The sequence below is a fragment of the Propionibacterium acidifaciens genome, from assembly GCF_003798325.1.
GTDB classification, from domain to species: domain Bacteria; phylum Actinomycetota; class Actinomycetes; order Propionibacteriales; family Propionibacteriaceae; genus Propionibacterium; species Propionibacterium acidifaciens.
The window spans coordinates 2,307,096-2,324,121 of the sequence record NZ_CP033719.1 but is presented as its reverse complement, the minus strand read 5'-3'; the positions used below and the strand labels follow the sequence as shown (position 1 = coordinate 2,324,121).

The 17,026-nt window shown below is 71.8% G+C and carries 18 protein-coding genes; 2 read left to right on the top strand and 16 right to left on the bottom strand.

Annotation, left to right across the window (positions count from 1 at the left end):
* Nucleotides 1–2: 2 nt before the first annotated feature.
* Nucleotides 3–5,417 carry a DUF6531 domain-containing protein gene (locus EGX94_RS09880; protein WP_155948300.1) on the bottom strand — a complete coding sequence of 1,805 codons (5,415 nt, stop codon included), beginning with the start codon at nucleotides 5,415–5,417 and terminating at the stop codon, nucleotides 3–5.
* A gap of 198 nt (nucleotides 5,418–5,615) precedes the next feature.
* Nucleotides 5,616–6,554 (bottom strand): methylenetetrahydrofolate reductase, encoded by a 939-nt coding sequence (locus EGX94_RS09870; RefSeq protein ID WP_021796167.1) that lies wholly within the window; start codon nucleotides 6,552–6,554, stop codon nucleotides 5,616–5,618.
* A gap of 50 nt (nucleotides 6,555–6,604) precedes the next feature.
* Here EGX94_RS09870 and EGX94_RS09865 point away from each other — a divergent pair, with 50 nt between their 5' ends.
* Complete coding sequence (locus EGX94_RS09865) at nucleotides 6,605–7,672, top strand: polyprenyl synthetase family protein (RefSeq protein WP_043119957.1); 1,068 nt, start codon at nucleotides 6,605–6,607, stop codon at nucleotides 7,670–7,672.
* A 256-nt stretch (nucleotides 7,673–7,928) separates the two neighbouring features.
* On the top strand, nucleotides 7,929–10,133 hold the full coding sequence (locus tag EGX94_RS14095; RefSeq protein ID WP_123826243.1) for a Stk1 family PASTA domain-containing Ser/Thr kinase: 2,205 nt from the start codon (nucleotides 7,929–7,931) through the stop codon (nucleotides 10,131–10,133).
* Between the two features lie 66 nt (nucleotides 10,134–10,199).
* Here EGX94_RS14095 and EGX94_RS09855 read toward each other — a convergent pair whose 3' ends face one another.
* The 14 genes from EGX94_RS09855 to rplP all read right to left on the bottom strand — a co-directional run bounded on the left by EGX94_RS09855 (nucleotide 10,200) and on the right by rplP (nucleotide 17,024).
* On the bottom strand, nucleotides 10,200–11,264 hold the full coding sequence (locus EGX94_RS09855) for a protein kinase domain-containing protein (protein WP_021796731.1): 1,065 nt from the start codon (nucleotides 11,262–11,264) through the stop codon (nucleotides 10,200–10,202).
* Between the two features lie 314 nt (nucleotides 11,265–11,578).
* The gene (gene rplO / locus EGX94_RS09850) at nucleotides 11,579–12,022 is read right to left on the bottom strand and encodes a 50S ribosomal protein L15 (protein ID WP_028706172.1); all 444 of its coding nucleotides are present in this window, start codon (nucleotides 12,020–12,022) and stop codon (nucleotides 11,579–11,581) included.
* 2 nt (nucleotides 12,023–12,024) lie between these two features.
* Nucleotides 12,025–12,207: a 50S ribosomal protein L30 gene (rpmD, locus tag EGX94_RS09845; protein WP_021798542.1), complete on the bottom strand. Its 183-nt coding sequence runs from the start codon at nucleotides 12,205–12,207 to the stop codon at nucleotides 12,025–12,027.
* Nucleotides 12,207–12,821, bottom strand: a complete 615-nt coding sequence (gene rpsE, locus EGX94_RS09840) for a 30S ribosomal protein S5 (protein ID WP_021798528.1) — start codon at nucleotides 12,819–12,821, stop codon at nucleotides 12,207–12,209. The genes rpmD and rpsE overlap by 1 nt, the downstream gene beginning before the upstream one ends.
* A 20-nt stretch (nucleotides 12,822–12,841) precedes the next feature.
* On the bottom strand, nucleotides 12,842–13,225 hold the full coding sequence (gene rplR, locus EGX94_RS09835; RefSeq protein ID WP_043122972.1) for a 50S ribosomal protein L18: 384 nt from the start codon (nucleotides 13,223–13,225) through the stop codon (nucleotides 12,842–12,844).
* Between the two features lie 2 nt (nucleotides 13,226–13,227).
* Nucleotides 13,228–13,770 (bottom strand): 50S ribosomal protein L6, encoded by a 543-nt coding sequence (rplF, locus tag EGX94_RS09830; RefSeq protein ID WP_021798532.1) that lies wholly within the window; start codon nucleotides 13,768–13,770, stop codon nucleotides 13,228–13,230.
* A gap of 29 nt (nucleotides 13,771–13,799) precedes the next feature.
* A complete protein-coding gene (gene rpsH, locus EGX94_RS09825) occupies nucleotides 13,800–14,207 on the bottom strand; it encodes a 30S ribosomal protein S8 (protein WP_021798535.1) in 408 nt (135 codons plus the stop codon).
* Nucleotides 14,208–14,354: 147 nt separating this feature from the next.
* Nucleotides 14,355–14,540 carry a type Z 30S ribosomal protein S14 gene (locus EGX94_RS09820; protein WP_021798537.1) on the bottom strand — a complete coding sequence of 62 codons (186 nt, stop codon included), beginning with the start codon at nucleotides 14,538–14,540 and terminating at the stop codon, nucleotides 14,355–14,357.
* Between the two features lie 5 nt (nucleotides 14,541–14,545).
* Complete coding sequence (gene rplE, locus EGX94_RS09815) at nucleotides 14,546–15,205, bottom strand: 50S ribosomal protein L5 (RefSeq protein ID WP_021798529.1); 660 nt, start codon at nucleotides 15,203–15,205, stop codon at nucleotides 14,546–14,548.
* On the bottom strand, nucleotides 15,205–15,579 hold the full coding sequence (rplX, locus tag EGX94_RS09810; RefSeq protein ID WP_028706175.1) for a 50S ribosomal protein L24: 375 nt from the start codon (nucleotides 15,577–15,579) through the stop codon (nucleotides 15,205–15,207). Before rplX ends, rplE begins: the two co-directional genes overlap by 1 nt.
* A 2-nt stretch (nucleotides 15,580–15,581) precedes the next feature.
* Nucleotides 15,582–15,953, bottom strand: a complete 372-nt coding sequence (rplN, locus tag EGX94_RS09805) for a 50S ribosomal protein L14 (RefSeq protein ID WP_021798539.1) — start codon at nucleotides 15,951–15,953, stop codon at nucleotides 15,582–15,584.
* A gap of 126 nt (nucleotides 15,954–16,079) precedes the next feature.
* Entirely contained in the window at nucleotides 16,080–16,358 is a 279-nt protein-coding gene (rpsQ, locus tag EGX94_RS09800; RefSeq protein ID WP_021798536.1) for a 30S ribosomal protein S17, read from the bottom strand.
* Entirely contained in the window at nucleotides 16,355–16,603 is a 249-nt protein-coding gene (gene rpmC / locus EGX94_RS09795; RefSeq protein ID WP_021798526.1) for a 50S ribosomal protein L29, read from the bottom strand. Before rpmC ends, rpsQ begins: the two co-directional genes overlap by 4 nt.
* A 1-nt stretch (nucleotide 16,604) precedes the next feature.
* The gene (gene rplP, locus EGX94_RS09790; RefSeq protein ID WP_021798530.1) at nucleotides 16,605–17,024 is read right to left on the bottom strand and encodes a 50S ribosomal protein L16; all 420 of its coding nucleotides are present in this window, start codon (nucleotides 17,022–17,024) and stop codon (nucleotides 16,605–16,607) included.
* Nucleotides 17,025–17,026: the final 2 nt, after the last annotated feature.

Sequence of the window (17,026 nt, the reverse complement as noted above, 5' to 3'; positions counted from 1 at the left end):
TCCTAATCCACGTCGTCCCACAAGTACACTACGGCGTCCGGGTCATTCGCCAGGATACGGTCCGCATGGCCGGGGCCCCTCGTCGACGAGGACGTGTCGACCTCCTCGCAGACCCGCACCCCGTCCTTTCCGGTGTACTGGAGGTCGGGCCGGTTGATCCCCACGCGCTGCCCCTGCGCATTGACCTGCTGCTGGTTGACCCGAAGATCACGTACGTTCTGCTGACGAAGGTGATCGACTCTGTCCTGGGCCCACTGGTTCTGAGTGGTGCTCTGACTGACCGGACGATCCGTCTTGAGCGCAGGAGGAGGCTTCGGGTTGACGTTCGCGTCCTGGGGCAGCCGCGCGGCCGAGGTGCTGTTGCGAACCTCCGCCTCGTAGCCCTGGAACTGGGGCGCTTGTGGGGCGGGTGATGCTTTTGCTGGTGTTGCCACGGAGTCGAGGGCGTCGCCGGTGAGGGGTGGGGCTTCCCGGGTGCTCTGGCCGGCGCCCTTGGCGCCCAGGTTCTGGGTGAGTCGTTGTACTGCGGGGATCCTGTCCGTCTGGCGGCCGGCCCAGCCCGTGACGGCCTGTCCGGCGGGGGTTCTGGCGGCCCATTGGAGTCCTTTGCCGGCCCCGTAGCCGAGGGCGCCGCCGGCCGCGCCGGTCAGGGTGTCCTTGCCGACCTGGCCCCAGTCGATGGGGTAGCCGGTGCAGGCCTGGTCGATGAGGCTGGCCCCGCCGCCGAGCACCGCCCCGGCCACGAGAGCCGCACCGAGGCCCTGGGCGCCGGGAACGAACGCGAGCGCGACCCCGGCCACGATCGCGAGGGCGGTGCCCCACTTGGGCGAGTTCGCCTGGCGGTAGGCGTCCATCTCCTGGCCGGTGATGGGGTGCAGGCCCGTGGGGTCGTACAGGCCGGCCGGGTTGTTCCCGGCGTACGAGTACGGGTTCGCGGCCCAGCCGGCGCCGGTGGTCGGTTCGACGGGGTCCGGTGACAGGAACCCGTGGCTGGCCGGGTCGAGGACGCGGGCTCCGAGCCATTCGGTGCCGGCGATGCGGGCCTCGCCGCCGGGCCCGAGCCCGAGACCGCCGGGCAACACGGTTCGGGCTGTGGGCGGCTGGTAGGGGTCCCGGGGGTCCGTGTCGCGGCCGGGCCGCCATGAGGGTTCGAGCCAGCCACCCGGCACGGTGGCGGTGAGGGGGCCGGCGTGGGTGATGGTCTGGCCGCCGGCCTGGAGGAGCCGGCCGGTCAGGTCGTCGAAGAACACCTCCTCGTCGTTGACGCGGGAGAGTTGCCCGAGCGCGTCCACGACGGTCGTGGTCCGTACGACCTGGTCGTCGTGGTGGTCGGTGACGGCGGACAGTGTCCACAGGCCGGTCCACTCGTACTCGCGGCGGCGTCCGTCGGAGTGCTCCTCGACGGTGCGCCGGCCCGACCGGTCGTGGGTGTAGGTGATGGTCTTGTGCCCGCATGCGGCTTTCAGGAGCCGGCCGGCGGCGTCGTGGGTGCGCTGCCAGGTCTCACCGTCGACCGTCTCGCGGGTCAGGCGCCCGCCCGGGTCGTAGGCCCAGGTGTGGGCCCCGTCGGGCCCGGCGGCCTCGACGAGTTGCCCGGCTCTGTCGTAGCGGTAGCGGGTGCGTTCCCCGTCGATCGTGACAGCGGACAGGGCCCCGTCGTCGGTGTGCTCCATCACCTGCACCCGGGCCCGGCCGTCACCGGCGGCTGCCGTGTGGCGGGTGATGAAGCCGTCGGTGAACTCCCACTCGTGGACCATCCCGCCGGCACTGGCCCGCACGAGACGGCCCGCCGGGTCGCGTTCCAGCACGGCCGTGGCCAGGCCGGGGTGCTCGACCCCGACCAGGGCGCCGGCGGCGTCACGCCGGAGGCTGGTCACGGCCCCGCCGGGCGCGGTGACCCGGACGGGCAGGCCGTCGGGGTCATAGGCCCAGCCGGTGCACGCCCCGCCGCGCTCGTGGCGCACCAGCAGGCCCCGCGGGTCGTAGGAGAGGGTGTGGGTGAGGGGCCGGTCCGGGTCGGTGAAGTCCTCGACGGTGCGACAACGGTTGCGCGGGTCCCGGCTGGTGCGGGAGACCAGCCGCCCGTCGGCCCGCAGCCACGCCTGCCGGCCGGTCTCGTCGTAGCCGATCTCGATGACCCGCCCGTCCGGGTCAACGTTCTTGATGAACCGTCCCGCCGCGTCATAGGACGCGTACGCGGTACCGTCGAGCTGGTCGGTCTGGCTCGTGCACCGGTTCATCGCGTCGAAGGTGCGGCGCGTCAGGGCGCCCAGCGGGTCCGTGATCGTCACCGCCCGCCCGGCCGCGTCGTAGCCGTACCGGGTGGTGCCGCCGGCCCCGCTCACCGCGGTCACGAGCTGGCCCGCCGCGTCGTAGCCGAACTCCCGGACACCGTTGTACGGGTCCTTCGCCCGCACGACGCGGCCGGCCCTGTCGTAGGACCAGCGGAAGGTCCCCGAACCCGGCACGTGGCGGGCGGTGACACGGCCGCACGCGTCGTAGCGGGTCCAGCCCCGCTCGCCCGTCGGCCAGTGCTCGGCGACGAGCCGGGAATCGGCGTCGTAGTCCAACCGGGTACGCGAACCCAGCTCGTTGCGCACCCCCGCGAGACGCCCGCACGCGTCGTAGTCGTACCGGACGCTCGCCCCCGAGGGCCGGCGGATCCGGGTCGGACGGCCGGCCGGGTCGCGCTCGACGAGCGTGCGCCCGCCAACCGCGTCGGTGAACTCGACCGGCCGGCCCGCCCGGTCGTACCGGGTCGAGACCTGCGAGCCGTCAGGCCCGACCGTCTCGACCTGGCGGCCCCACCGGTCCATCCGCACAACGCTCGCCGAGGCGGCGTCGCCCACGGTCACCTCGCCGCGCGCGCTGTCATGACGCCAGAACGCCCGTACCCCGGCCGGGTCGACGGTCCCGGCGAGACGGCCGAACCGGTCGAAGTGGCGCTGCCACACCCCGCCGGTCGGGTCCACGGTCTGCCTCAGCCGCGACATCCCGTCATGGGTGTACTCCCACACGGCCCCGTCGGGCAGCCGCACCCGGCTCACGTTCCCCAGGTCATCCAGCTCCTGCTCGACCCGACGGCCCAACGGGTCGACCGTCGCGCACAACTCGCCGTGCCCGCTGTACTCCAGGCCCGTACGAGCGCCCAGCGGGTTCACCATCCCGGTCAGGCGGCCGCCCGCGCTGTACTCGTAGCCCCACCGGGCCCCGTCCGGGTCGGTACGGGACTCGAGCAGGCCCGCCGCGTCGTACCCGTACCGCGTCACCGCGCCCGACGGGCTGATCATCTCCACCGGGCGGCCCGAGCTGTCACGCACGATCCTCGTCGTGTTGCCCTCGGCATCGACCGAGGCCACGAGGTCGCCGTGGCCGTCGTAGGCGAAACGCACCGTGACACCGGTCGGGTCGGTCGCCTCCACCAGCAGCCCGCCGTCCCAGACCATCCGGGTGCGGCCGCCCTCGCCGTCGGTGACCACCGACGGCTGCTGCCCGGCCCCCTCGTAGGCCATGCTCGTCCGGGCGACCTCGGCGCCGTCCTCCAACGAGATCACATCGGTCAGACGGTCCTGCTCGTCCCAGACCAGCCGCCTCATCGCCCCGGTCGGCACCACCTCGGTGACCAGACGGCCCCGGGCATCGAACTCCCGCACCGTCTGCCCGCCCTCTGGGTCGGCCGCCCACACCTGGTTGCCCCACCGGTCGTACGCCATCCGGGACCGGTTGCCGTCGCAGTCGGTGACGGCAACCAGACGCCCCCGCCCGTCGGCCACCCACGTATTCGAACGGCCCCCGTCCACGTCAGACACGGCAGTCACCCGGCCCGGCAGATACGCGAACCGCGTCAGCCGCCCGAACCGGGAACGCTGCGCAACCACCCTGCCCCGCTCGTCGTAGTCGTTGCGGGCCTCGACCACACCATCCGCGTCGATCACCGCGACGATCAGACCCTGCTCGCCCCACTCGTACCGGCGCGAACCCGCCGGCCCGACGGCCTCGACCAGCCGGCCCGCCCCGTCGTACCGGTACTCGACACGACGCCCGTCATCGGCCCGCACCGCGACGATGCGATCCCCGTCCCACTCGAGAACGAGCTCGTGCCCCCGCACATGCCGGATGCGCCGCAACCGGCCACCCGCGTAGTCGAACAGGACGGTGGCACCGTCATTCACGCTGAACAACATCGGCCGCCCGGATGAGGTGAAGCACCAGCGGGCCCCGGTGTTGTTCGTGACGACCCAGCCCTCCCCGGCCGCCGACAGCCAGAAGTTGTCGTACTCGGCCCGGTCGAACCCCGCACCCAGCCGGGAGAAGACGACCTCGCGGCCGTCAGCCAGCGTCCACACGGCCCCATCGGAGTCGAACCGCAGGCCGCAGCCGTCGAACGACGCCCAGCCCGGGCCGTGCCCGCCCGTCCTCCCACTCAACGACGAGTACGACCGGGCCCAGCCCAGCAGTGCCGTCCCGCCCTCGAAGCGCAGATCCTCCTCGTTCTCCACGAAATTCCCGGTCGCCGTGTTCACCGGATCATTCGCATACCCCGACGTCGGAGGATTCCCGACCGCCTGAACCGCCGGGATCTCCAGGCTCGGGCGCCGCTCGGACACCCCGTTGGCCTCCAGACTCGCCCCGATCGCCGCATCGGACACCGTCGAGATCACGCCGGAGCCGCCGGCCGCCTCGAAGTTGGCCGCGACGACGTCAGTACGGGCGCAGTCGTTGTCATTCGACGTGATGTAGTTGTCGAATCCCGTGAGCACCTGGTCGCAGCCCAACTGGCCCCACCGGCACGTGGCCCGGAAATCCGCGACCAGGCCCCGCAGCGCCGCCGGGGTCCCGCGGATCTCGTCCGTCGCGGCACGCTCCTGCGAGGTGAAACCACGCAGGTCGTCCGGCAGCGCCGACGTCGTGCTCGTGCCGCTCCTCGTCCCCTCGAACTGCTTGCGCTCGCCCCCCGCCGGTGAGTCGTAGGTTTTGTTCATCTGCGGTACGGGGTCGGCCTTCGGCGGATTCTCATCACCATGGAACAGGTGGAGCACGTCGACCTTGTCACCCAGCTTCTCCAGGCCCGACCGCGCGTCCCGCTCGCGCTTCCACTCCCTCGCCGCGTCGATCCGGGCCTGCTCCGCCCGCGCGTCCGCCTCCAGATCCCGCACGCCCTGCGCCACCTGACCCAGCCGCTCCGCGAGCAGCCTCGCGTCCTGGTTCGCCGTCTCGATGTTGTCCGCCCACAACTCGGCGTAATAACCCCTGAACTCCGTCCCGTACGTGGTCTTGCGGCTGTTGCGCGGCCCCACCTGGCCGCTCACCGCGGTCGCCGCGGCGTCGAGTTTGCCGGCCAGATCAGCACTGACATCATAGTCCCATACGACATCCGACGTCGCGTGCAGATCATCAAGACTCAGATCATCACTCACGAGAGAACCCCCTGGGGCGGGCAGACAGAACCAACTCAATGCAGCCACGAGAACAACCCCACCGTCAACCAGTCGGGGCAGAAGAAGAAGCACCCCCGGGAACCCACCGACAACCCCGAAACCCCTGGCCGGAGAGGAAACACCCCAAGACCACGAGCCCACCCCCAAGGAACAACCCTCAGGGACCACCCAGGGACCTCACCAAGAAACCCCCGCCAACCGCCCAAGAATCTCGAGGGTGGCGACCGAGCGGTTCTGGGTGAAGAACTGGATGCCGGGCGCCCCACCGGCGAGCAGCTCACGGGCCAGTTCGGCGCAGAGGGCCGTGCCGACACCACGCACCGCGGCGCGGTCGTCCCCGACGGCCCGCAGCCGGGCGACCATCTCGTCGGGCAGCGGAGCGCCCGACAGCTCGGCGAACCTGTCGATCTGGCCGATGGCGATGACCGGCATCATGCCGGCGATGACGGGCAGCCCGCAGCCGGCGTCGCGCAGCCGATCGACGAGCCGTCGGTAGGCGCCGGGGCGGAAGAACAGCTGGGTGATGGCGAACTCGGCGCCGGCCGTCTGCTTGTCGCGCAGCACCTGCACGTCCCGCTCGGCGGTCGAGCCCGGGTGCACGTCGGGGAAGGCGCCGACGCCGACGCAGAACTCGCCGCGGCTCTTGACGAGCTCCACCAGCTCGGTGGCGTTGGCCAGACCCTGCGGGTGCCGCTCCCACGGCACGAGCGGGCCGCCGGGCATGTCGCCGCGGATCGCGAGGACGTGGCGCACGCCCATCTCGCCGTAGCCGTCGATGACGGCCTTCAGCTCGTCGACGCTCTGGCCGGTGCAGGTCAGGTGACCCATGACGCGCAGCCGCGTGCTGGCGAGGATGTCGCGCACGGCGTCGAGGGTGCGCTCGCGGCTGGAGCCGTTGGCGCCGTAGGTGACCGAGACGAAGTCGGGGTGCAGCGCCTCGAGCTGCTCGATGGACCGGTGCAGCACCGCTGCGCCCTCGTCGTCGCGGGGCGGGAAGAACTCCGCGCTGATGGTCGGCCGGTCGGCTCGGGCGAGCAACTGCGCGATGGTCTCATCGGGCCGGGAGTCCAGGCGGTCCTGCGGCGCCACTGCGGTGGGACGGTACTCGTGCTGCACGGTTCACAGCGTACCGGGCATCCACTAGGCTGCTGGGCGTGTCCGCCGCCATGTTCAGCCCCGACGACCCGGCCGGCCCGGCCTTCCGCGCCGCCATCGGTGCGCGCCTGGGCGACTTCCTCGACGACGCCTGCGCGCGTCTGGACGCGATCTCACCGGCGCTCGCCCCGCTCGGCGAGCTGGCCCGCGCCTTCACCGCCGGCGGCAAGCGGCTGCGTCCGGCCTTCTGCTACTGGGGCCATGCCGCCGTCGCCGGCCAGCCCGACGATCCGGCCCCGCTCCTCGACGCCGCCGCGAGCTTCGATCTGCTGCACGTCGCGGCCCTCGTGCACGACGACGTGATCGACGCCTCGGACACCCGCCGGGGGCAGGCCTCGGCCCACCGCCAGCTCGAGGCCCGGCACGTCGAGCGGTCGGGGGCCGGCGACCCGGCCGCCTTCGGGCGCGCCGGGGCGATCCTCCTCGGCGACCTGCTGACCGCCTGGTCCGATGAGCTCGTCGGCCGCTCGGGCCTGCCGCCCGCGGTGCTGGCCCGGGCGCACACCGTGCTCAACGAGGTCCGCACCGAGGTCAACGCGGGGCAGTTCCTCGACATGGCGGCGGAGGCCGGGCTGGCCGGCGGGGACGACCCGGTCGCGGTCGCCGAGCGCGTCGTCGAGTTCAAGACCGCCCGGTACACCGTCATCCGTCCCCTGCAGTACGGTGCCGCCCTGGCCGGGGCCGACCCGGCGACGCTCGAGGGCCTCGCGCGACTCGGCTCGCCGCTGGGCCGGGCCTTCCAGCTCCGGGACGATCTGCTCGGCGTCTTCGGCGACGAGGCCCGCACGGGCAAACCGGCAGGCGACGACCTGCGCGAGGGCAAGCGCACCGTGCTCGTCGCAGAGGCCCTGGCCGTCGAGCCGCGGATCCTCGACTTCCTCGGGCGGCCGCTGAGCGCCCCGGAGCTGGAACGGGCCCGGGCCCTGCTCGTCGACTGCGGCGCCCTCGCCCGCGTCGAGGAGCGCATCGGCGCCGACGGCGAGCGCGCCCGAGCGGCCCTGTCCCGGCTCGACGTCACCACCGAGGGGCGCACCGCGCTGGGCGCCCTCATCGAGGTCTGCCTCGTCCGCGAGTCCTGAGCCCGTCGCCGGGCCCTCGCATCGGCCTGGCGTCGGACCCCGGCGCCCCCGCGGAGCACGGGTCATTCCCGGGACCGCCCCCTGCCGGCCCTCCCCCGGACGATGAGTTGCTTTTCAACGAAACAGCGTCGGCAGGTGTTTCGTTCGACCTCGCCCATCTCGACGCCCTACACTGGCTCACAGGCTTGCACGGCCTTCCTTCCCCGACCGTGTTTGGAGCAACACCGTGACCAGAAATGGCACTGTTGACCCTCTGGTGGGTCATGTGCTGGACGACCGCTACGAGATCCTGCAGAAGCTGGCTCGTGGCGGCATGGCCACGGTGTACCGCGCCCAGGATCTGAGGCTCGGTCGCATCGTCGCGGTGAAGGTCATGCACGACGACCTCGACGAGTCCCAGGACACCGACTTCGCCCGCAAGTTCGACCGCGAGGCTCGGGCGGCGGCGGCCCTGACCGACTCGCACGTCGTCGGCGTCTTCGACCAGGGCATCGACCACGGCCGCCCGTACATCGTCATGGAGTTCGTCGAGGGCTGCACACTGCGCAATCTCATCACGCGCGAGGCGCCGTTCGGCCCCGAGCGCGCCCTCAGCCTCATCGAGCCCGTCGCGGCCGCCCTGGCGGCGGCCCACGAGTCCGGTCTGGTGCACCGCGACGTCAAGCCCGAGAACGTCCTCATCGGGGACAAGGGCCAGATCAAGGTGGGCGACTTCGGCTTGGCGCGCGCCGCCAGCGCCAAGACGATCACCGTCGCCAAGGGCAACGTCATCGGCACGGTCAGCTACCTCCCGCCCGAGATCGTCGCCCAGACGCACGCGGACGCCCGCTCCGACATCTACTCGACCGGCATCGTCCTCTACGAGCTGCTGACCGGCGAGAAGCCCTACACGGGCGAGAACCTCCAGGTCGCCTACGCGCACGTCCACCGGTCGGTGCCCGCGCCGTCCCGGACGCTGCGCCGCAACGGCCACGCCCCGGTGCCCGACTATGTGGACGCCCTCGTCGCCGCGTGCACGCGCCGCGATCCCGACCGCCGTCCGGCCGACGGCCACGAGCTGCTCTCCCGGGTGCGGCGCGCCCGCGCCGCCGCAGCGGCCGGCGTGACGCACGACGAATCGCTGGCCATGGTCATGTACCCGCCCGGCTGGCGCGAGGGCCGCCACTGGTCCGCCGGGAGCGCCGGCCGCGAGCACGCCGACACCGAGCCGATCCGCCTCGCCTCGAGGGCGGAGCGTCGCGAGTACGTCGGAGCCTCGAGCGTCTCGGGGCCGGTGCCCTCGCGCGCCCGCGGCACCGGTCCGTCCCGGTCGGGCCCGACGAGCCCCCGGGTGCACCCGAACCGGGTGCGCGGCCGGCAGCGCCCCGGGGAGGCGGCACGGCCCCCCTCCGGCGGCTGGCGGCCGGTCGGGGCCCCGACGCGCCCCGCCGCGCCGGTCAGCCCGGTGGACTACCGCGACCACCTCTCGCAGACCGGCTCGCACCAGCTGCCCCGCAACCCGCAGCCCCGCGGCCCCCTGCCCCGCAGCCAGCGCACACCGCTGTTCCCCGAGATCGTCAACGACCCGGTGCACCGGCGCCGACGCGGCCTCGTCGCAACGCTGCTCGTCCTCGTCCTCGCCGCCGTCATCGGCGTGAGCTCCTGGTGGTTCGCCGCCGGCCGCTTCACCGAGACCCCGACCATGGCGGGCATGAGCCAGGCCGACGCGATCGGCGCCGCCCAGCAGGCCGATCTCACGGTCAACGTCGAGCAGCAGTACAGCGACGACGTGGCAGCCGGCGTCGTCATCTCGACCGACCCGACGGCCGGGACGAGGGTCGAGCGCAGAGCGCAGATCGACACCGTCGTCTCGGCGGGGCCGCAGACCTACGCGATGCCGAACGTCGTGGGCCTGTCCCAGGACGCCGCCTCGAGTGCGCTCGTCGGCGCCCACCTGGCCGTCGGTTCGGTGACCGGGGAGTACTCCGACACCGTCGACAGCGGCAGGGTCGTCTCGGCCGGCGCCGAGGCGGGCTCCCAGGTCGTCCACGACACGGCCGTCGACCTGGTCGTCTCGATGGGTCCTGCGCCCGTCGCGGTGACCGACTGCACGGGACGGTCCGCCGCGGACGCCCGGAGCACGCTGGAGGCGGCCGGCTTCACCGTGACGACCGAGGAGAAGCCCTCGGCGGACGTCGAGGCGGGCAAGGTCATCTCGCAGGACCCGGCCTCCGGGCAGCTGCAGGCCGGCAGCGAGATCCACCTGGTCGTCTCGAGCGGCGCCGAGCAGGTCGCGGTTCCGGACGTGCGCGCCCGCACGACCGCCGACGCACGCTCGACCCTCGAGGCGGCCGGCTTCACCGTCGAGCAGAAGTACGTGGACGAGAGCGCCTCGACCCACCTCGACCGGGTGCAGCGGACCGACCCGGTGCGCGGCACGAGGCTGGCCAAGGGCTCCACCGTGACGATCTACGTCATCTGAGCCCCGTCCCGGATCCCGCGGCCAGGCGGCCGCGGGTCGCGCAGTCCCGCCCCGGGCCGGCCCCGGTCAGAGCAGCAGGCGAGCCCCCACCACCACCGCGGCGACGAGCGCGCACGCCAGCACGACGAGCAGCGCCCGCCGGCCCCTCCGGCCGCCGACGACCGCCGGCTCGCCGGACGAGGGGACCGCCGGGACGTCCCCCGCGGGCTCCGGGTCCCGGATGACGCGGACCATGTGCTCGCTCACGCGTGCCGGCAGAGGCCCGCCGACGCCCCAGTCGGGCGGCAGGTCCGGGGTGAGGTCCTCGACGACGAAGGGCGCGGCGAAGCGCACCGCGGGGCCCTCCTGGGCGTTGAGGGCGGCCCGCACGGCGGCGAGCTCGGCGCGGGCAGCCGACGCGCTGGGGGTCCGGGACGCGGCCGTGGCCAGCAGGTGCGAGAGGAAATCGCCGACCGGCGTGCCGCGGTGACGGGCCGGCACCTCGGCCCCTCCACGGGCCACGGCCCCGGCCGAGGGGCGACGCCCCGTGAGCATCTGGACCAGCAGGGCTCCCACCGAGTAGAGGTCCTGCACCGGCTCCGGGGCGGCGCCGGAGAAGGCCTCGAGCGACATGTACCCGGGGACGCCGACCACCGGGCCGACCCCGCGGGCGCTCCCGGGGGCCGCAGCCTCCGCCACCCCGCCGAGACCGCCGAGGAGCACATGGGGGCGCCGGCCCGCGCGCAGCACGACGACGCGGTCGCCGAGGGCGCGGTGGACGAGCCCGACGCCGTGCAGCACGCCGAGGGCCGCCAGCACCTGGTCCGTGATCTCCAGGGCGTTGTCGACGTCGATCGGCTCGTGGTCCGCCATCCGGTCGGCGAGCAGTTGGCCGGGGACGAGGGGGCCGACGACGAGCGCCGTGCCGTGGTCGGTGCAGCAGCCGACGGGAACCGCCAGATGGGCACCGGCGCGGGGGATCCGGCCGAGCAGCTCGGCCAGGTCCTCGGGGGCGTCCTCGATGAGCCGACCGACCCGGTAGACGCGGTCGCGGGCGTCCCAGACCCGGTTCAGCGGTGTCGGCGGCCCGGCGAGGGCATCGACCAGTTCGTAGCGTTCAGCGAAGACATCACCCATGGTGCCGACAAGCATGCCACCAACGGGCCCGCCACGGGCATCGTGACCGCCCACGGGTGGCGCGCACGAGGGGTCGCCGGTGGGCCGGACGGGTGCACGGCGACGTCCCGGCCCCCGCGCGGCGGCCGGTGCGCGGGCGCGCCGGCCCGGAATGGACCCCATTCCGCACACGCGCGAGGGGCGCCCTGCCGTCATTTCTGACGGCGGATCCCGCACGAGCGAGGGGCGGCCGTACCATTACGTGGTGTACCTGTCCGCCCCCTGCCGTACCCCGCGCACGCGCGAGGGGCGGCCCCCTTCCGGGGCCGCCCCTCGCGACGGGACCGTTCTCAACGCTCGGTGACGCTGCCTCCGGCCCTCTCGATCTTCTCCTTGGCGGAGGCGCTGAACCGGTCGGCGGTGATGTCGAGCCTGACGCTCAGTTCGCCGTCCCCCAGCACCTTGACCGGCCTGCCGCCGCGGACGAGTCCCGCGGCGACGAGGTCCTCGACGCCGACGGCACCGCCGTCCGGGAAGTGCTCGGCGATCCGGGCCACGTTCACGGGCTGGTACTCCACCCGGAACGGATTCTGGAAGCCGCGCAGCTTCGGCATGCGCATGTGCATCGGCATCTGACCGCCCTCGAAGCTCTCGGGCACGTTCTTGCGCGCGCCCGTGCCCTTGGTACCACGGCCGGCCGTCTTGCCGCCCTTGCCGGCCTCGCCCCGGCCGACACGCTTCCTGGGGCGGTTCGCACCGGGTGCGGGGCGCAGGTGGTGGACCTTGATCGCCATGCTCACTTCACCTCTTCCACGGTGACCAGGTGGCGCGCAGCGCGGATCATACCGCGGATCTCCGGCCGATCGGGCTGCGTGACGGTGTCACCAATTCGCTTCAGACCGAGGGCCCGCACGCTCGCCCTGATGGCGGGCTTCTGGGCCACGGTCGACTTGATCTGCGTGATCCTCAGGTCTGCCATCAGGCCGACACCTCCGCTTCCTGACGGGCGCGCAGCAGGGCGGCCGGGGCGATGTCCTCGACCGACTTGCCGCGGCGCTTGGCGACCTGCTCGGGCTCCTCGAGCATCTGGAGGGCCTCGACAGTGGCGTGGACCACGTTGATGGCGTTCGGCGAGCCGAGAGACTTGGCCAGCACGTCGTGCACGCCGGCGCATTCGAGGACCGCGCGGGCCGAACCACCGGCGATGACGCCGGTGCCCGGGGATGCCGGACGCAGCATGACGACGCCGGCCGCCTTCTCGCCCTGCACGGGGTGCGGGATGGTGCGCTGGATCAGCGGCACCCTGAAGAAGTGCTTCTTGGCCTCCTCAACGCCCTTGGCGATCGCCGCGGGCACCTCCTTGGCCTTGCCGTAGCCGACGCCCACGGTGCCCTCGCCGTCGCCCACCACGACGAGCGCGGTGAAGCTGAAGCGGCGGCCGCCCTGGACGACCTTGGACACGCGGTTGATGGCGACGACGCGCTCCAAGTACTCGTCCTTGCGCTCGTTCTGCTTGTCGCGGCTCCGACGGTCGTCACGGCCGCGACGGTCACCGCTCTGGCGGCCGTTGGCGCCGCGCTGGGATGTGTTCATCGCTTTTCCTAATCCTTCCGTCAGAGACTCAGACCGGCCCTGCGGGCGCCGTCGGCGACCGCGGCGACGCGACCGTGGTACTGGTTGCCGGCGCGGTCGAAGACGACCTGCTCGATCCCGGCGTCCTTGGCGCGCCGGCCGACGAGCTCGCCGACCCTCGCGGCCTTGGCCTTCTTGTCGCCGTCGAGGGCGCGCACGTCCTTCTCCATGGTGGAGGCCGAGACGAGCGTGACGCCGGCGACGTCGTCGATGACCTGCGCCACCATGTGGCGGGCGCTGCGGGTGACGACCAGGCGCGGGCGCTCCGGGTAGCCGAAGATCTTCTTGCGGCCGCGCTTCTGACGACGCAGCCGGGCGGACCTGCGGGCGGCGAGGTGCTTCTGATGATTGATGTTGACCGCCATGATCACTTACCAGCCTTCCCGACCTTGCGGCGGATGTGCTCGCCGGCGTACCGGACACCCTTGCCCTTGTAGGGCTCGGGCTTGCGGATCTTGCGGATGTTCGCCGCAACCTCGCCGACGACCTGCTTGTCGATGCCGTGCACCTTGAAGCTCGTCTGCGTGATGACCTCGAAGGTGATGCCCTCGGGGGCGTCGACGATCACCGGGTGCGAGAAGCCGAGCGCGAACTCGAGCTGCGCGGGGCCCTTGGCGACGACGCGGTAGCCGACGCCGACGACCTCGAGGTGCTTCTCGTAGCCCTCGGTGACGCCGACCACCATGTTGTTCACCAAGGTGCGGCTCAGCCCGTGCAGCGACTTGCTCGTGCGCTCGTCGTCGGGACGCTCGACGACCAGCTGGCCCTCGTCGTTCCGGGAGATGGTGATGGGCTCCGGGATGGTCCGCGAGAGCTCGCCCTTCGGGCCCTTCACGGTCACGTCCTGGCCCTCGAGGGTCACCTCGACGCCGGACGGGACTGCGATGGGGAGCCTGCCAATTCGTGACATTTCTCTATCTCCTTGCCTGTCTCGTCCGCTCACCAGACGTAGGCGAGCACTTCGCCGCCCACGGACCTGCGGTGGGCCTGCCTGTCGGTCATCAGGCCCTGGGAGGTCGAGATGATCGCGATGCCCATGCCGCCCAGCACCTTGGGCAGCTGGTTGGACTTCGCGTAGACGCGCAGACCCGGCTTGCTGATGCGGCGCAGGCCGGCGATGGAGCGCTTGCGGTCGTCGCCGTACTTGAGCCTGAGGGTGAGCGTCCTGCCCACCTCGCCAGCCTGGGGCTCGACCACCGAGAAGTCGGCGATGTAGCCCTCCTGCTTCAGGATCGTCGCGATGCCCACCTTGATCTTGGAGCTGGGCATGCTCGTCTCGTCGTGATACGCCTGATTGGCGTTGCGCAGACGCGTGAGCATGTCTGCGATCGGGTCAGTCATGGTCATGGCTTGTCAGCCTCTTTCTCACCACGGTTTCCGGGCGACGCCCGGACCTGTCGTGTTCGAGTTCTGGTCCGTCCGCCCCGGCCGGTTCGCCGGGCCGGGCGGAGAGCGGCTCGCGCCGCCGTGGGGTCATCGGGTGGACGCGCGCGCTCACCAGGACGACTTGGTCACGCCCGGCAGGTCGCCCGCGTGGGCGAGCTCGCGCAGGCAGATGCGGCACAGGCCGAACTTGCGGTAGACGGCCTTCGGGCGGCCGCAGCGCTGGCACCTGGTGTAGGCGCGCACGGCGAACTTGGGCTTGCGCGCCTGCTTCACCTTGAGAGCGGTCTTGGCCATGGCTGTCACTTCTTCCTGCGACCGCGCTGCGGGCCGCTCTTCTTCTTGGTCTTGGGATCGTCGACCGCCTTGAACGGGAAGCCGAGGGCCTTGAGCAGGGCCCTGCCCTCCTCGTCGGTCCGGGCGGTCGTGACGAAGGTGATGTCCATGCCGCGGACCCGGTCGATCTTGTCCTGGTCGATCTCGTGGAACATGACCTGCTCGGTCAGGCCGAAGGTGTAGTTGCCGTTGCCGTCGAACTGGTTGCCGTTGAGCCCGCGGAAGTCGCGGATGCGGGGCAGGGCCAGGGTGAGCAGCCGGTCGGCGAACTCCCACATGCGGTCGCCGCGCAGGGTGACGTAGGCGCCGATCGCCTGGCCCTCGCGCAGGTGGAACTGGGCGATCGACTTGCGGGCCCTGACGACCATGGGCTTCTGGCCGGTGATGGCCGTGAGGTCCTTGATCGCCCCGTCGAGCACCTTCGAGTCGTGCGCGGCCTCGCCGACGCCCATGTTCACGACGATCTTCGTGAGACCGGGGACGAGCATCGGGTTGGTGTACGAGAACTGCTCCTGGAGCCGCCCGCGGATCTCGTCGAGGTAGCGGGCCTTGAGACGCGGGGTCTGCGGCGCGGCGGCCCGGGCCGCGTCCGCGACCTTGAGGGTGTTGTCGGTGTTGCGGGCCATCAGATCTCCTCCCCCGTCCTGCGGGCGATGCGGACACCGCGGGTGCCCTCGTACTCGGAGCCGTCGGGACGGCGCTTGGTCACGGTCACCCGCTTGGAGCCGATCCGGGTCACGACGTCCTCGCCGCCGTCCTTGACGAGCAACTGGACGTTGGAGACGTGGATCGGGGCCTCCCGCGAGATGATCCCGCCCTTGACCTGCCGACCGGTGTTGGGGTCGCCGGTGTCGCGCTGGTGGCGCTTGACGACGTTGACGCCCTGGACCGTCACGCGGTCGTCCTCGGGGAAGACGGCGATGATCTCGCCGACCACGCCCTTGTCCTTGCCGGCGATGACCTTGACGCGGTCGCCCTTCTTCAGCTTCATCTTCGCCATCCTCAGATCACCTCGGGAGCCAGCGAGACGATGCGCATGAAGCGCCTGTCACGCAGTTCGCGGGCCACCGGCCCGAAGATACGGGTGCCGCGGGGTTCGCTCGTGCTGCCGCCCAGGACGACGGCCGCGTTCTCGTCGAACTTGATGTAGGAGCCATCGGCCCGGCGGTGCGGCTTGACGGTGCGCACGACGACGGCCTTGACGACCTCGCCCTTCTTCACGTTGCCACCGGGGATGGCGTCCTTGACGGTGCACACGATGGTGTCGCCGAGCCCGGCGTAGCGACGCTTCGAGCCGCCGAGAACACGGATGCACAAGAGCTCCTTGGCACCCGTGTTGTCAGCGACCCTCAGTCGCGTCTCCTGCTGGATCATTTCTTCTCCTCCGTCCGACCGGTTCCCCGGGGCTGCCCGAGGCCTCGCCGGACTCGTAGTTGACCTCTGGATTCTGCCAGAGGGAGCAGCGGCGCCGCCGACGCGGACGGCGCCGCCGGGTCTCGGTTACTTGGCCTTCTCGACGATGGCGACCAGGCGCCAGCGCTTGGCGGCGGACAGCGGGCGCGTCTCCATGATGCGCACGCGGTCGCCCATGCCGGCCTCGTTGTTCTCGTCGTGGGCCTTGAAGCGGACGGTCTTGGTCATGACCTTGCCGTACAGCGGGTGCTTCACCCGGTCCTCGACGGCGACGACGATCGTCTTGTCCATCTTGTCGGACACGACCAGACCCTCGCGGACCTTGCGCGTGTTGCGCCTGGTGGCGCTCTGTGCCGACTCGCTCATGCCTCGACCTCTCCTTCACGGTCCGGATCGTCGACGATGCCGAGGTTGCGCTCCTGCAGCACCGTGTAGATGCGGGCGATGTCCTTGCGAACCTCGCGCAGCCGCGCGGTGTTCTCGAGCTGGCCCGTGGCGGCCTGGAAGCGCAGCGCGAACAGCTCCTCCTTCAGCTCCACGACCCTGGCGTTGAGATCGGCGCGGGACAGCTCGCGCAGCTCGGCTGCGGTGGCCCTCTGGTTCTTCGCCATGTCAGTTCTCACCTGCTTCGCGCTTGATGATGCGTGCCTTGAAGGGCAGCTTGTGGATGGCCAGGCGCAGCGCCTCGGAGGCGACCTCCTCGGACACGCCGGCCAGCTCGAAGAGCACGCGGCCCGGCTTGACGTTGACGACCCAGAACTCGGGCGTGCCCTTGCCGGAGCCCATGCGGGATTCGGCGGGGTGCTTGGTCAGCGGACGGTCGGGATAGACGTCGATCCAGACCTTCCCGCCGCGCTTGATGTAGCGGGTCATGGCGATACGGGCGGCCTCGATCTGGCGGTTCGTCAGGTAGCCCGGCTCGAGGGCCTGGATGCCGAACTCGCCGAAGGCCAGCTGCGTCCCGCCCTTGGCCATGCCTCGGCGCTTCGGGTGGTGCTGCTTGCGGTACTTGACGCGCTTGGGAATCAACATGG